Here is a 12,231-nt window from a genome sequence, read left to right on the forward strand (position 1 = left end):
TCAGACGTAGTTGTTGAAGGCGACGAAGCCCTGCGGTCGTCGGTGCGGGGCCGTGGCGACGATGTCGCGGATCGAGGCCGCCAGGGGGGCGGGCTTCCGGTGCAGTTCCGCGACGCGATCCGACGGCGGGTAGCTCGGGTCCGAGGCGCATCGCTCAACGTCGGGTCTCAATCCGTCCATGCCGCCTCGTTCTCTGCGTGATCGTCGACTGAGGCTACCGTGCGCGCGGGGGCCGGTCGTCGTCCGGGCCGCGCAGTCCACCCACACGGCGGAACGCCGGGGTGGCCCTGGACGCCCGCCGGGTGGATGCTGCCGGGTCACACGCCTCCGACCTGCGGGAATGCGACCGTGAGGAAAAGTGTCGTACCCCGGGGCTAGAGTTGCCGAGGCGCCAGACGCGTGCCCAGGTGACCCGGAGGACCATCGCCGGGATACCGGGCAGACCGTACCTTTTCTCTCCCGGGAGTGCACGGACCGTGACCGACCGACTGATCATCCGTGGCGCGCGCGAGCACAACCTGCGCGACGTCAGCCTCGACCTGCCGCGGGACGCAATGATCGTCTTCACCGGCCTGTCCGGTTCGGGGAAGTCCAGCCTGGCGTTCGACACGATCTTCGCCGAGGGGCAGCGGCGCTACGTGGAGTCACTGTCCTCGTACGCGCGGCAGTTCCTCGGCCAGATGGACAAGCCGGACGTCGACTTCATCGAGGGGTTGAGCCCGGCCGTCTCGATCGACCAGAAGTCCACCTCGCGCAACCCCCGCTCCACGGTCGGCACGATCACCGAGGTCTACGACTACCTCCGGCTGCTGTTCGCCCGGGTCGGTGAGCCGCACTGCCCGGTCTGCGGCGAGCGGATCTCCAAGCAGAGCCCGCAGCAGATCGTCGACCGGGTGCTCGCCATGGCGGAGGGCACCCGGTTCATGGTCCTCGCCCCGGTGGTCCGCGGCCGCAAGGGGGAGTACGTCGACCTCTTCGCCGAGCTGCAGTCCAAGGGTTACGCCCGGGCCCGGGTCGACGGCGTGGTGCACCCGCTGACCGAGCCGCCCAAGCTGAAGAAGCAGGAGAAGCACACCATCGAGGTGGTGGTCGACCGGCTGACCGTCAAGGCCGGCGCCAAGCAGCGGCTGACCGACTCGGTCGAGTCGGCGCTCGGGCTCTCCGGCGGCATCGTGCTGCTCGACTTCGTCGACCTGGCCGAGGACGACCCGCACCGGGAGCGCCGTTACTCCGAGCACCTGGCCTGTCCCAACGACCACCCGCTCGCCATCGAGGACCTCGAACCGCGGGTCTTCTCCTTCAACGCCCCGTACGGCGCCTGCCCGGAGTGCACCGGGCTGGGCACCAAGAAGGAGGTCGACCCGGAGCTGGTGGTGCCCGACGTCGAGCGCACCCTGCGCGAGGGCGCCATCCAGCCCTGGTCCGGCGGCCACACGTTGGAATACTTCCTCCGCCTGCTGGAGGCGCTCGGCGACAGCGAGCACTTCGACCTGGACACGCCGTGGCGGGCGCTGCCGTCCCGGGCGCAGAAGACGATCCTGCACGGCTCCAACGACCAGGTGCACGTGCGCTACCGCAACAAGTACGGCCGCGAGCGCTCCTACTACACCGGCTTCGAGGGCGTGGTGCAGTGGATCGAGCGCCGGCACTCGGACACCGAGTCGGACTGGTCCCGGGACAAGTACGAGGGCTACATGCGGGACGTGCCGTGCGCCTCCTGCGGCGGGACGCGGCTCAAGCCCGAGGTGCTGGCGGTCACCCTGGCCGGTCGCAGCATCGCCGAGGTCTGCGCGCTGTCCGTGGGCGAGTGCGCCGACCTGCTCGGTGCGATGACCCTCACCGACCGGCAGAAGATGATCGCCGAGCGGGTGCTCAAGGAGATCAACGCCCGGCTGCGGTTCCTGGTCGACGTCGGGTTGGACTACCTGTCGCTGGACCGGCCCGCCGGCACGCTCTCCGGCGGGGAGGCGCAGCGGATCCGGCTGGCCACCCAGATCGGCTCCGGCCTGGTCGGGGTGCTCTACGTGCTGGACGAGCCGTCGATCGGGCTGCACCAGCGGGACAACCACCGGCTGATCGAGACCCTGGTCCGGCTCAAGGGGCTGGGCAACACGCTGATCGTCGTCGAGCACGACGAGGACACCATCCGGACCGCCGACTGGATCGTGGACATCGGCCCGGGCGCCGGCGAGCACGGCGGCAAGATCGTGCACAGCGGGTCGGTGCCCGACCTGATGACCAACCCCGAGTCGCTGACCGGGGCGTACCTCTCGGGGCGTAGGTCGATCCCGGTCCCGGCGATCCGGCGGCCGCGTACGACCGGCCGGGAGCTGGTGGTGCAGGGCGCCCGGGAGCACAACCTGCGCAACATCACCGTGCCGTTCCCGCTCGGCCAGCTGATCTCGGTCACCGGGGTCAGCGGCTCGGGCAAGTCGACGCTGGTCAACGACATCCTCTACGCGGTGTTGGCGAACCAGATCAACAACGCCCGGCTGGTGCCCGGCCGGCACACCCGGATCAGCGGTCTGGAGCACGTCGACAAGGTGGTCGGCGTCGACCAGTCGCCGATCGGGCGGACCCCGCGGTCCAACCCGGCCACGTACACCGGGGTCTGGGACCACGTCCGGAAGCTGTTCGCCGAGACCACCGAGGCCAAGGTCCGCGGGTACGGTCCGGGCCGGTTCTCGTTCAACGTCAAGGGCGGCCGGTGCGAGGCGTGCAGCGGCGACGGCACCCTCAAGATCGAGATGAACTTCCTGCCCGACGTGTACGTCCCGTGCGAGGTCTGCAAGGGCGCCCGGTACAACCGGGAGACCCTGGAGGTGCACTACAAGGGCAAGACCGTCTCCGACGTGCTGGAGATGCCGATCGAGGAGGCGGCCGGCTTCTTCGAGGCCATCCCGGCCATCCACCGGCACCTGAAGACCCTGGTCGACGTCGGTCTCGGCTACGTCCGGCTCGGCCAGCCGGCGCCCACCCTGTCCGGCGGCGAGGCGCAGCGGGTCAAGCTCGCCTCCGAGCTGCAGAAGCGGTCCACCGGTCGCACCGTGTACGTGCTCGACGAGCCGACCACCGGCCTGCACTTCGAGGACATCCGCAAGCTGCTCGGGGTGCTCGAGGGACTGGTCGACAAGGGCAACTCGGTGATCGTCATCGAGCACAACCTGGACGTGGTGAAGAGCTCGGACTGGCTGATCGACATGGGCCCCGAGGGCGGTCACCGGGGCGGCATGGTGCTCGCCACCGGCACCCCGGAGGAGATCGCCGAGGTAGCGGAGAGTCACACCGGTCAGCACCTGCGGCACGTGCTCGGGCTCACCGGCGAGCCGAAGGGCTCGCCCGAGGCGACCGCCCGCGCCGCGAAGGCCAACGGCACCGCGAAGGCCAACGGCACGGCGAAGAGCGCCGGCGCGGCCGGGACGGCTGGGACCGGCGGCGCGGCCACCGCCGACGGACCGGCCAGGACCGGCGGTACGGCCAGCAAGGCCACGAAGTCGGCGGCCAAGGCGACCAAGGCGGCGGCCAAGCCCGCGAAGGCGACCAGGGCGGCGGCCGGTACCCGGGCGACGAAGGGTACCGGCACGAAGGCGCGCTGAGCTGCGGAAATTGTCCGATCGAGGACATCGGCGATGATCGACGTCCGTGGGCCACACCCTCGACCCGGTGGTATCGGTTGAACCCTCAACCGGCAGGCTGCGTGACTACTGACGTGCCGGCCGCGGAACTCGCGGCGCGGCGGTAGCCGAGAGGGAGGCTCAGCATGAGCGACGAGCAGACGATGACCACGGTGGGCCAGCAGTCCCGGCGGGCACTGCTGGCCGGCGCGGGCGCGGTCGGCGCCTCGGTCGTCCTGGCCGCGTGCGGCACCGACAAGTCGGGCGACAAGCCCACCGGGGGTGGTACCCCGGCGCCGTCCGGTGGCGCGTCCTCCGGCAGCGCCAACCCGGCCGGCAACGCGCTGGCCAAGACCAGCGAGATCCCGGTCGGCGGAGGCAAGATCTTTGGCGATCAGGGCGTGGTGGTGACCCAGCCGACGGCCGGTCAGTTCAAGGGCTTCAGCAACATCTGCACGCACCAAAATTGCCCGGTCTCCGTCATCGCCGGCGGCACGATCAACTGCACCTGCCACAACAGCCGGTTCTCGATCGAGGACGGCTCGGTCAAGGGTGGCCCGGCGAACAAGCCGCTGCCCGCCAAGGAGGTCAAGGTCAGCGGGGAGAACATCACCCTGGCCTGAGCCCACGGGATCGCGGTCCGGCCGGCACGACGCGGTGCCGGCCGGACCGTCGGCGCCGGTTGCTGACGGGGGTACGGACTAGTCTTTTCCTCGTGGCCGACCCCTCTACCTACCGTCCCGCGCCGGGCACCATCCCGGACGCACCCGGCGTCTACCGGTTCCGGGATCCGACCGGTCGGGTGATCTACGTCGGCAAGGCGAAGAGCCTGCGCAGCCGGCTCAACTCCTACTTCGCCGACCCGTGGACGCTGCACCAGCGCACCCGGCAGATGGTCACCACGGCGGCCTCGGTCGACTGGATCACCGTCGGCACCGAGGTGGAGGCGCTGCAGCAGGAATACACCTGGATCAAGCAGTACGACCCCCGGTTCAACGTCCGCTACCGGGACGACAAGTCGTACCCGTACCTGGCCGTGACGCTGGACGACGAGTATCCGCGGTTGCAGGTGATGCGTGGCGTCAAGCGCAAGGGGGTGCGCTACTTCGGGCCGTACTCGCACGCCTGGGCGATCCGCGAGACGCTGGACCTGCTGCTGCGGGTCTTCCCGGCGCGGACCTGCTCGTCCGGGGTGTTCAAGCGGGCCGGCCAGGTCGGCCGGCCGTGCCTGCTCGGCTACATCGGCAAGTGCTCGGCCCCCTGCGTCGGCACCGTCTCCGCCGACGAGCACCGGGACATCGTCAACAACTTCTGCGACTTCATGGCCGGCCGCACGGACAGCATGGTCCGCAGGCTGGAGCGCGAGATGGCCGAGGCCAGCGAGCAGTTGGAGTTCGAGCGGGCGGCCCGGCTCCGCGACGACATCGCCGCCCTGCGCCGGGCCATGGAGAAGCAGACCGTGGTGCTCGGCGACGGCACCGACGCCGACGTGGTGGCGTTCGCCGACGACCCGCTGGAAGCGGCCGTGCAGGTCTTCCACGTCCGCGACGGCCGGGTACGCGGCCAGCGCGGCTGGGTGGTGGAGAAGGTCGAGGAGCTGTCCGTCGGCGACCTGGTGCACCACTTCTGCACCCAGGTCTACGGCGGGGAGAGCGGCGAGACCGACGTACCCCGGGAATTGCTGGTGCCGGAGCTGCCGGCGGACGCCGACGCCCTCGCCGACTGGCTGTCGGAGCGGCGGGGCAGCCGGGTGACCCTGCGGGTGCCGCAGCGCGGCGACAAGAAGGCCCTGCTGGAGACGGTGGGCCGCAACGCCGGCGAGGCGCTGGCCCGGCACAAGCTGCGCCGGGCCGGCGACCTGACCACCCGCAGCAAGGCGCTCGACGAGATCGCCGAGGCGCTGGGCATGCAGACCGCGCCGCTGCGGATCGAGTGCTACGACGTGTCCCAGATGCAGGGCACCGACGTGGTGGCCAGCATGGTTGTCTTCGAGGACGGCCTGCCGCGCAAGGCCGAGTACCGCCGCTTCGCGGTGCGCGGCGCCACCGACGACCTGTCGGCGATGTCCGAGGTGCTGCGCCGCCGGTTCGCCCGCTACCTGGCGGCCCGCGCCGAGACCGGCGAGCTGGGCGAGGAGACCGCCAGCGACCCGGACCGGCCGGGCATCGACCCGACCACGGGCCGGCCGCGCAAGTTCGCGTACCCGCCGCAGCTGGTGGTGGTCGACGGCGGCCAGCCACAGGTCGCCGCGGCGGCGGCCGCGCTGGCGGAGCTGGGCGTCGACGACGTGGCGCTGTGCGGGCTGGCCAAGCGGCTGGAGGAGGTGTGGCTGCCGGACGACGAGTTCCCGGTCATCCTGCCGCGCAACTCCGAGTCGCTCTACCTGCTGCAGCGGGTCCGGGACGAGGCACACCGGTTCGCCATCACGTACCACCGGCAGCGCCGGTCCAAGCGGTTGACCGTGTCCGGCCTGGACGACGTGCCGGGCCTGGGCGAGGTCCGCCGCAAGGCGCTGCTGCGACACTTCGGCTCGGTGAAGCGGCTGGCGGCGGCCGGCGTGGACGAGATCGTCGAGGTGCCCGGCATCGGCCGGCGTACCGCCGAGGCCATCCTCGCGGCCCTGAACGGCGACGAGGGTGCCCGGGACGGCGGTGAGGGTGGTGCCCGGGACGGCGGCGTGGATACCCAGGGTGGCGGTGACGGATCCGCCGCGCCCGCCGCGACCTAGCTCCCCGCCGAGCGTCGACGGCTCGTCCCGGAACGCGGGCACCGGCCGTCGAGGCAGGTCATGCCGGGTTCCGTCCGGCAGCCGACCACGGCCACCGGCCGTAGGATCCGGCCGGCCGGACCGGTTCGGGGTCCGCGCTGGTCGGCCGCGGGTTGCCGGCGCGGTCGCGGCAGACGTACGACAGGCTCGCGTGGATCCACGCGCCGTCGTTGTCGCGCAGCACGGCGAGGCCGCAGTGCCGGCACGGCGAGACCCGGGGGTACGGCGCGGTCACCGCTCGCCGCTCTCGACCGGTGTCGTCACGTCCGGCCCGTCGTCGGCGCGTTCGGCACGGTCGCCGTCGTCGGTCCAGCACGCGCCGGCCGGTCCGGCCGTACGGTGTGGACCGGGATGTCCGGGTACGCCGACACAGGCGTCGCCCTCCGGGCCGATCATGCCGCAGAACAGCGGCTCGACGTGGTTCCACGCGTCGGCGCGGGACAGCAGCGGTACGGTCGCCGCCACCTCCGGCCGCAGCACCGAGAGTCCCTCGGCGTAGCTGGCGGCGTTGTCCAGAGCCTCGGCACGGTTGGCGGCCGGGAAGGTCAGGTGCAGCGTGTATCGGCCGAGACCGCCGTACGTGTTGCCGGCGGGCCGGGGGCGAACGGGCCGCCGGTCCCGTTCGGAGGCGTAGCGGGCCAGCAGGGCGTCGACGTAGTCGCCGGTGTCCTGGCACTCGCTCAACACCCGGTCGATCGCGGCCCGGACCGGCTCCGACACGTCCGCCCCGTCCAACGCGGCGAGCAGTTCGGCGTCCCGATCCGGCCGGGCGGGGGTGGCGGCGCCGGCCGGCCGCCAGCGGGACGAGCGGTTGTCGTTCATCGGGTTCCTCCCTGTAGTCAGGACGTCACATAGAGAGTCCTCTGCGAGCAGGAGAAATGCAACGTCATAGAATTAATTGTTTGAACCTTGACTTTTGGTGGTGTGTCGATGACGATGCGTGGTGTCTGTGAGGAGGAATGATGGCGCAGATTGCGAGTCCGACGGTCCGGGCGCGGCGGCTTCGGCGTGAGTTGGCGCGCCTGCGCAACCGAGCAGGTTTGACCGCCGAGGACGTCGCGCGAAGCCTCGACTGGCACCGAACCAAGGTCATCCGGATCGAGAACGGGCACTCCCGTCTGATGCGCAAGGACATGCAGACGCTCTTCGACCTCTACGGAACGTCGGACGAGGAGCGTGAGTCGTTGACGGCGCTCGCCCGACAGGCGCACCAGAAGGGCTGGTGGAGTGCCTACGGAGATGTGCTGCCGGACAACTATCTCGGTTTCGAGGCGGAGGCGTCGTCGATCAGCACCTTCGAGAGCTTGTACGTGCCCGGTCTGTTGCAAACCGAGGACTACGCCCGCGCGATCATCCGCGCGGGTCGGGACACGGCAGACGACGACGAGGTGGACAGGCGAGTCGCCGCTCGACTGGCGCGCAAGGCGCTGCTCGTCCGCAGCGCGCCACCGGCGCTGTGGGTAGTGCTTGACGAGGCCGTCGTGCGCCGCTTGGTCGGCGGACCATCGGTCATGCGCGGCCAGCTCGCCCGATTGGCGGAGGCGTGCCGGCTACCGATGGTCGAGCTTCAGGTTTTGCCCTTCGCTGCCGGCGCCCATGCGGCGATGGGTGGTCCCTTCACCATCCTCGACTACGCCGATGCCGCTCTCGATCCGGCCATCGTCTACGTCGACAACGACACCAGCACCATGCTGCTCGAAGACGAAAAGCAGGTGTTGCGATATAGACTCATGTTCGATCACCTGCGGGCCAAGGCCCTGGATCCGGACCGATCCGCCGACTTCCTTGCCGAGGTGGCTGACGACTATCCGGATTGAGTCCGACCAGGAGGTTCAATGGCCAGCGCCGCTTCCGCTCGCACCGTGGCGGTCTGGCACAAGAGCAGCCGTAGCAGCGCCAGCGGTTCCAACTGCGTCGAGGTGGCCGGGTTGGCGGGTGGGGTGGCGGTGCGGGATTCCAAGGACCCAGCCGGCCCGGTGCTGATGTTCGACCGGCCGGCCTGGGTTGGGTTCCTGTCCGGGCTGTCCCGCGGGTCGTCCGACCGTCGCTGACCGCCCGTACGGTCGATCGAAAGGCCGCGTCGGAGCGGGAGCGGACGGCGGCCGGACCGGTCGGCGTGGGGTGGTCGACTGCCCGTGGTTCCTCTAGCGTGCTGGGGCGACCACAGCCGACGCGGGGGATTGTGGGCCATGAATTGTCCGAGGTGCGGAGCCCAGCTCGATCATCCGGCTCAGAGCGACACCTGCGTGAGCAGTGCGGCACCCGTCATCGAACTGCCGCAGAACATTCGTACGGCCCGCTGGACGCTGTTGGTGCTGACGGTTCCGTACGTCGGGCTGGCGCTGCTCGCGGCCGCGGGCGTCGGCCGCCTTCCCGTCAGTGACCGACGTCATGATGGACAAACCGCCCTGGCCACCGCCGGCGGTTGCGCATGACCACGATGTGCGGCCGATGATCGCCGCCGGCCCCGCAGTCCTGGCGACTTACCAGGCCGGCATGGACAGCGGCGAGGCCTGCTTCGAGCACCCCGTACCCATTGGGTATCGGGCGCAAAATCACTGGTCAAGGGCCTGAAAGTGACGGGACGGATGCCAGGGGTCGCTGGACCACCGACATCCGCCCGCCGTATGGTGGCTACAGGAAAGACTGCAGCATCGCTGAGATCGGGGCTCCAACCCACGGTCCCAACACCGCGATCACGACGGCGAGGACCGTCAGGATCACGACCAGGCGGATAGTCGTCGACCATCCGCCGGTGATGGCGGCCTGCACCGTCGACCACATGTTGTGGTCGCCCTTAGGTGCAGGCCGATCTCCATCCGTAGCGCACATGGCGCCACCCCCACTGTTCACGCGGAGCCCTGCTCCGCGACCTTCCGACCTGCCTTCTGGCCTGCCGGTCTCTTGAGCCGTTTCTTTGCCGGCGCCTTGACGACGCCCGCGATCGACGCGGCTCGGCTTTCCGCCGCGGTGGCGCGCTGTAGCGCGCCACGCGCGGTCATGCTGTAGGGGTTTTCCAGGGCGCGGTGCCAAACGGCACGCAGTCCAGTAGGCGATCGCGGTTCGGCGACGACCTGCCGGTGCTCGAGCAGCACTGGTTGGCCAATCTCGGTCCGTTGGGTCCGCAGCTCCTTGTAGCCACGCTCGGCGGTCCGCTCCGAGATGCCGTACCACTCCGGCGCCCGCTCGACGGCCATGGAGAAGGTGGGCTTCTGCGTCGTCTCGGCCAGCATGATCAGGAACATGGCCTTGCCAGGCATCGCGAGCCGGTCGGCAAGGCCGCTCTTCCAGTAATCGTGCGGGATGGTGAAGTAACCCTTGCCGACGTTCTCGCCCACTCCGGGGTGCGTCCACTCTTCGCCGGACCCGTCTTCCCGAAGCGGCCGGACCAGGACCCGACGGCCACGGGGTTCGCGTTCGACCAGCTTGAACTCCGCGAGCAGGTCGAATGCCCGGCTCACGGTTTGAGTGTTCCACTTGGTGGTTTCCGTGCTGAGCATCCGAGCCCAGGTCGCGAGCAGGAACGGCTTCTCGTCGTCGAGCACCGGGACCAGCGCGTGGAGCAGGAGCAGCGCGTCGAGCGCCCGCTCGTGGCGGCCGGTGACCAGGTCCGCCAGAACCGACGCCCGGACCGTCGACCCGGCGGGCCGCTGGACGAACAGCTTGCGCATCGGCATGAAGCCGCGCTTGGCGTCGTCGAGCAGGCGCGCCCGGGCGCGGAAGCCGTTGAGCGGCTTCTCGTCCTGGATGCCAGCAAAGGGGTTACTCACGAGAAGTGACTGTACCGCATCAGGTCGCTTAATCTCGTGTGCGGGACCATCAACCATGGCTCTACCAGGTGCCAATATGGGATGCAATGCGACTCAACCTGCGATGCTGCAATGCGAGAAGACCTGTGAAGCTGCAGAGCTAGAGCGGTGGGACGGCGGCTTCGCCGCCGCTCGGGTCGACGAGACCGCTGGGCCGAGAAAAAGTTGTGCGAATCTGAGGCGCCGGGCGCATGGAGGCCAGAACTCCCGGTGTCGGGTCTGCAAGGCGTTGGAGACGACTGCGGCGGTGTCGTGCCGTGTGGCTCCGTGTCATGGGCTCCGGTCCGCTCCTGGTGCTGGGCACGGTGGTGGCGTTGGCCTTCTATGGGGCCCTGCTGATGTGGTCGATTCGGATTAGCCGTCTCGTCCAGGCACACGGCGGCCCGATCTGGATCTCCCGCAATTTGATCGGCTTGCTGGCAGTGGCGCTCTACTTCGCGCTGAACCTGCTGCCGACGGCGGCGAACCCGGCGGTATTCCATCTCCTTCGGGTGGTCAGCGCGATGTTGCTGGTCGTCAGCACGTTCATCACCGAGCGCCGACTTCGGCGGTGGCTCGCCGATCCGCACTTCCGAGCGGCGGAGACCTTCGACCTGTCGCCCGAGCCGCGACCGGAGGACTGGAACGCCAACCTCTGGGACCCTGAGGTCCAGCGGGACATCGAGCGGCGCCGCCGGCGCCAACCGACCGACTGATCGAGCGCCGGCCTCCCGGACGGCGGGGCGGTCGGTGCGGGGTGCCCCGCGGAGGGACGGGGCACCCCTTGCCGGACCGATGGAGCACCGTCGCGGCAGGCCAGACGGGACGGGCGGCCAGGGAGCCGACCGCGGCCACCAGCCCCGCATGCCCCCGTTGGCGGCCGGCCACGGCAGGCGTCCGGGCCGGTCCGGCCGGTCAAGTCTGCCGCCGCCGACGGCCCCGACCGTTGACCTTCCGCGCCACGAGAGTGCCCGTCCGTGCCACGTTTCGCCGTCCGCCGAGGTTGGCCGCGATCACCCTTCCCGGTGCCGGCTGCGGTAGGCGTGCGGTCCCATCCCGTACGTCGCGGTGAACAGCCGGCTGAAGTGGGCCTTGTCCCGGAAGCCCCACCGGGCCGCGATGGCGTGTACGGGCTGGTGGCGCAGCCGGGGGTTGTCCAGGTCCCGGCGACAGCGCCGTAGCCGGCGCAGCCGGATCTCCCCGGCCACCGTCGTCTCCTCGGCGGCGAACAGCCGGTGCAGGGTGCGCAGCGAGATGTGGTGCGCCGCGGCGACCGTCGACGGGCCCAGCGCCGGGTCGCCCAGATTCTCGTCGATGAAGGCGTGCACCCGGGCCCGCAGTGCCGTCTGCCGGGTCTCGCCCGGCAGCGCGGTCTCGACCTCCAGCCGCTCCGCCAGCAGCGCCGCGACCAGGTCCAACGCGACGTTGCCGAGCTGCTCCGCGTCGGCCGCGCGGTACTGCTCGGGATGCTCGGCCAGCCGCCGGACGTAGGGTGCCAGCAGCGCCCCGATGCCCTCGTCGGCCGGCAGCCGCACGCCGAGCAGCCGCTCCACCTTGGCCCGTGGCAGCGGCAGCGCGGCGTGCGGGATCTGCATGGTGATCGAACTGGAGATCACCGGTCCGCCGTGCGGCGCCGGCTGGTGGACGGCCTCGTGCGGGCGGGACGTGTCGATGAAGGTGAGGTCGCCGGGCCGCAGTACCGACTGCCGTCCGGACTCGATGATGATGCTCCGCCCGGCGACCGGGATCGCCAGCTGGTAGATCTCCGGGTCGGACCGCCGGATCAGCTGATCCGTCCGGCTCATCCGCAGCGACGGGTAGCCGAACGAGGTGATCTTGAACGCGCCGAGGGAGGAGATCCGCGCCCAGGCGTCGAAGTCGGCCAGGTGCTCGCTGTAAATCCGGGCCACGGCCGTCTCCTGGGCGACCAGGGCCTGCCAGAAGTCGAAGCGCTCGGCCGGTCGCAGCGGCGAGGTGGCGATGGTCTGCGTCTCGAGGATCGGTCGTCACCTCCTCCATCCGGTGGCCCTGGGCAGCGTAGCCAGACCCCGCTCGCGGCTCA

General features: G+C 70.3%; 10 protein-coding genes and 1 pseudogene. 7 read left to right on the forward strand and 4 right to left on the reverse strand.

Annotation, left to right across the window (positions count from 1 at the left end; all coding sequences use genetic code 11):
* The gene (locus ACFOX0_RS09425) at nucleotides 1-180 is read right to left on the reverse strand and encodes a hypothetical protein (protein WP_377543663.1); all 180 of its coding nucleotides are present in this window, start codon (nucleotides 178-180) and stop codon (nucleotides 1-3) included.
* A gap of 296 nt (nucleotides 181-476) precedes the next feature.
* Between ACFOX0_RS09425 and uvrA the strand changes: the two are divergent.
* The 3 genes and pseudogenes from uvrA to uvrC form a co-directional block, all read left to right on the forward strand.
* Nucleotides 477-3,416: pseudogene (uvrA, locus tag ACFOX0_RS09430) on the forward strand (excinuclease ABC subunit UvrA); the annotation flags it as partial.
* Between the two features lie 344 nt (nucleotides 3,417-3,760).
* Nucleotides 3,761-4,237, forward strand: coding sequence for a Rieske (2Fe-2S) protein (locus ACFOX0_RS09435; RefSeq protein ID WP_377543665.1), 477 nt, complete (start codon nucleotides 3,761-3,763; stop codon nucleotides 4,235-4,237).
* Nucleotides 4,238-4,329: 92 nt separating this feature from the next.
* Complete coding sequence (gene uvrC, locus ACFOX0_RS09440; protein WP_377543667.1) at nucleotides 4,330-6,342, forward strand: excinuclease ABC subunit UvrC; 2,013 nt, start codon at nucleotides 4,330-4,332, stop codon at nucleotides 6,340-6,342.
* Nucleotides 6,343-6,612: 270 nt separating this feature from the next.
* Here the strand turns inward: uvrC and ACFOX0_RS09445 are convergent, their stop codons facing one another.
* Entirely contained in the window at nucleotides 6,613-7,203 is a 591-nt protein-coding gene (locus tag ACFOX0_RS09445; RefSeq protein ID WP_377543669.1) for a hypothetical protein, read from the reverse strand.
* A gap of 140 nt (nucleotides 7,204-7,343) precedes the next feature.
* On the opposite strand from ACFOX0_RS09445, the gene ACFOX0_RS09450 reads away from it, so the two are divergent.
* From ACFOX0_RS09450 to ACFOX0_RS09460, 3 genes are all read left to right on the forward strand, one after another.
* Nucleotides 7,344-8,198: a helix-turn-helix domain-containing protein gene (locus ACFOX0_RS09450; RefSeq protein WP_377543671.1), complete on the forward strand. Its 855-nt coding sequence runs from the start codon at nucleotides 7,344-7,346 to the stop codon at nucleotides 8,196-8,198.
* Between the two features lie 18 nt (nucleotides 8,199-8,216).
* Nucleotides 8,217-8,432: a DUF397 domain-containing protein gene (locus tag ACFOX0_RS09455; RefSeq protein ID WP_377543673.1), complete on the forward strand. Its 216-nt coding sequence runs from the start codon at nucleotides 8,217-8,219 to the stop codon at nucleotides 8,430-8,432.
* Between the two features lie 195 nt (nucleotides 8,433-8,627).
* Nucleotides 8,628-8,816: a hypothetical protein gene (locus tag ACFOX0_RS09460; RefSeq protein WP_377543675.1), complete on the forward strand. Its 189-nt coding sequence runs from the start codon at nucleotides 8,628-8,630 to the stop codon at nucleotides 8,814-8,816.
* 414 nt (nucleotides 8,817-9,230) lie between these two features.
* On the opposite strand, the gene ACFOX0_RS09465 is transcribed toward ACFOX0_RS09460, so the two are convergent.
* A complete protein-coding gene (locus ACFOX0_RS09465; RefSeq protein ID WP_377543677.1) occupies nucleotides 9,231-10,151 on the reverse strand; it encodes a hypothetical protein in 921 nt (306 codons plus the stop codon).
* A 332-nt stretch (nucleotides 10,152-10,483) separates the two neighbouring features.
* On the opposite strand from ACFOX0_RS09465, the gene ACFOX0_RS09470 reads away from it, so the two are divergent.
* Nucleotides 10,484-10,885: a hypothetical protein gene (locus ACFOX0_RS09470; protein ID WP_377543679.1), complete on the forward strand. Its 402-nt coding sequence runs from the start codon at nucleotides 10,484-10,486 to the stop codon at nucleotides 10,883-10,885.
* 297 nt (nucleotides 10,886-11,182) lie between these two features.
* Here ACFOX0_RS09470 and ACFOX0_RS09475 read toward each other — a convergent pair whose 3' ends face one another.
* On the reverse strand, nucleotides 11,183-12,169 hold the full coding sequence (locus ACFOX0_RS09475) for an AraC-like ligand-binding domain-containing protein (RefSeq protein ID WP_377544220.1): 987 nt from the start codon (nucleotides 12,167-12,169) through the stop codon (nucleotides 11,183-11,185).
* Between the last annotated feature and the right edge of the window lie 62 nt (nucleotides 12,170-12,231).

The organism is Micromonospora zhanjiangensis, from assembly GCF_042650605.1.
Lineage (GTDB): Bacteria > Actinomycetota > Actinomycetes > Mycobacteriales > Micromonosporaceae > Micromonospora_J > Micromonospora_J zhanjiangensis.

Coding starts and splice junctions, on each gene's coding strand:
- ACFOX0_RS09425 (WP_377543663.1), bottom strand. CDS start 180: ATGGACGGATTGAGACCCGACGTTGAGCGATGCGCCTCGGACCCGAGC.
- ACFOX0_RS09435 (WP_377543665.1), top strand. CDS start 3,761: ATGAGCGACGAGCAGACGATGACCACGGTGGGCCAGCAGTCCCGGCGG.
- ACFOX0_RS09445 (WP_377543669.1), bottom strand. CDS start 7,203: ATGAACGACAACCGCTCGTCCCGCTGGCGGCCGGCCGGCGCCGCCACC.
- ACFOX0_RS09450 (WP_377543671.1), top strand. CDS start 7,344: ATGGCGCAGATTGCGAGTCCGACGGTCCGGGCGCGGCGGCTTCGGCGT.
- ACFOX0_RS09455 (WP_377543673.1), top strand. CDS start 8,217: ATGGCCAGCGCCGCTTCCGCTCGCACCGTGGCGGTCTGGCACAAGAGC.